This is a genomic window from Caulobacter sp. HMWF025 (assembly GCF_003060965.1).
GTDB lineage: Bacteria > Pseudomonadota > Alphaproteobacteria > Caulobacterales > Caulobacteraceae > Caulobacter.
Genome location: NZ_QAII01000134.1, coordinates 1 through 1,346, shown reverse-complemented (window position 1 = coordinate 1,346; position 1,346 = coordinate 1). Strand labels below are relative to the sequence as shown.

The 1,346-nt window shown below is 70.1% G+C and carries 1 protein-coding gene; it reads right to left on the bottom strand.

Going from position 1 to position 1,346, the window contains the following annotated elements:
- Positions 1 to 382 precede the first annotated feature (382 nt).
- A partial coding sequence (locus DBR10_RS14300; protein WP_108556450.1) for a pyridoxal phosphate-dependent aminotransferase occupies positions 383 to 1,346 on the bottom strand: 964 nt, incomplete at its 5' end.

Here is a 1,346-nt window from a genome sequence, read left to right as displayed (position 1 = left end):
GCCCCGCCGCCCGCCGGAGGCCGAGTTCGGGAGCGGGTTAAAACCCCGCGCCCCGGGGGCTTTCGTCCACCAGCCGCGCGGAGCGCTCCGGCCCAGGCTGAAACGGTACTCCTTGATTACATCTCCGGGTTTGGCCCGGACGCTCCGCCGCCTCCCCGATCCTCGCAGCCGTCTGGCGCGAGGGGGCGAAGCCGTGTCTTGAAGGCTGGCTCCCCTTTCCAAATCACCCGTCATCCCGGGCCCTGTGCCCGGGACCCATCGTTCAGCTGACGGTGAAGGGCCCTGGCGCGCCGGCGCGCCACGCTTTCGCCCCTGCGGCGGACAAATGGGTCCCGGGCACAGGGCCCGGGATGACGAGGGAAAAACGACGGAGCCAGCGGCTTCAAACCTTCAGCGCCTGGGGCAGCACCTGCGCAAACACGTCCAGCTCCGCCGGGCTGGCGGTGCCGACGCGGATCCAGGTGGGGTGGGCGGGGCTGTCGAAGACGCGGACCTCGACGCCCATCGACGCCAGGGTCTTCTGGAAGGCGAGGTTGGGCTTGCCCGTGTCGACGAAGACATAGGTGGCGTGCGAGGGCAGGCAGGTCAGGCCATTGGCCTTGCAGATCGCGTAGATCTTCTCGCGGCAGCCTTCGAGATAGGCCCTGGTGCCGGCGAGATAGGTGGCATCGCCGTAGCAGGCCAGGGCGGCGGCCAGACCCGGGCGGCCCTTGTGGGTCGGGATCAGGCTTTTCAGCTGCCTGACCCGCTCGGGCCGGGCGAGGATGAAGCCGACCCGCAGGCCGGCCATGCCATAGACCTTGGAAAAGGTGCGGGCCACGATCACGTCGTGCCCGTCCCGCACCAGGTCCAGCATCGAGTGGCGGACCGGGTCGGGGCTGATCTCGATATAGGCCTCGTCGACAATGACCGGCGCGCTCTTGCTGGCCGCGATGCAGAAGGCGCGCAGGGCGTCGGGGTCGGCCAGCAGGCCGGTCGGATTGTTGGGGTTGCAGACATAGACGCAGCCCGCGCCCGCCGCCTTTTTGGCCAGGGCCGGCAGGTCCATCTGGTGATCGGCGGTGACGGGGATCCAGTCCAGCACGGCCCCCTGGCGCTGGGCATAGAGCAGGGGCGTGGCATAGGTCGGCTGCGGGGCGACGATGGGGCCGGTTTTGCTGAAGACGGTCGACAGCAGCGACAGGGCCTCCAGCGAGCCGTTGCACAGGCCGACGCTGTCGGGGCTGACGCCCTCGCGCCTGGCGATCGCCTCGACCAGCGGCGGCTCCAGCGACCAGGCATAATAGGGCGTCTCGTCCAGCGCCTTGAGGGCCGCGCGGCGGGCGGCGGGGCTGGGGCCATAGGGA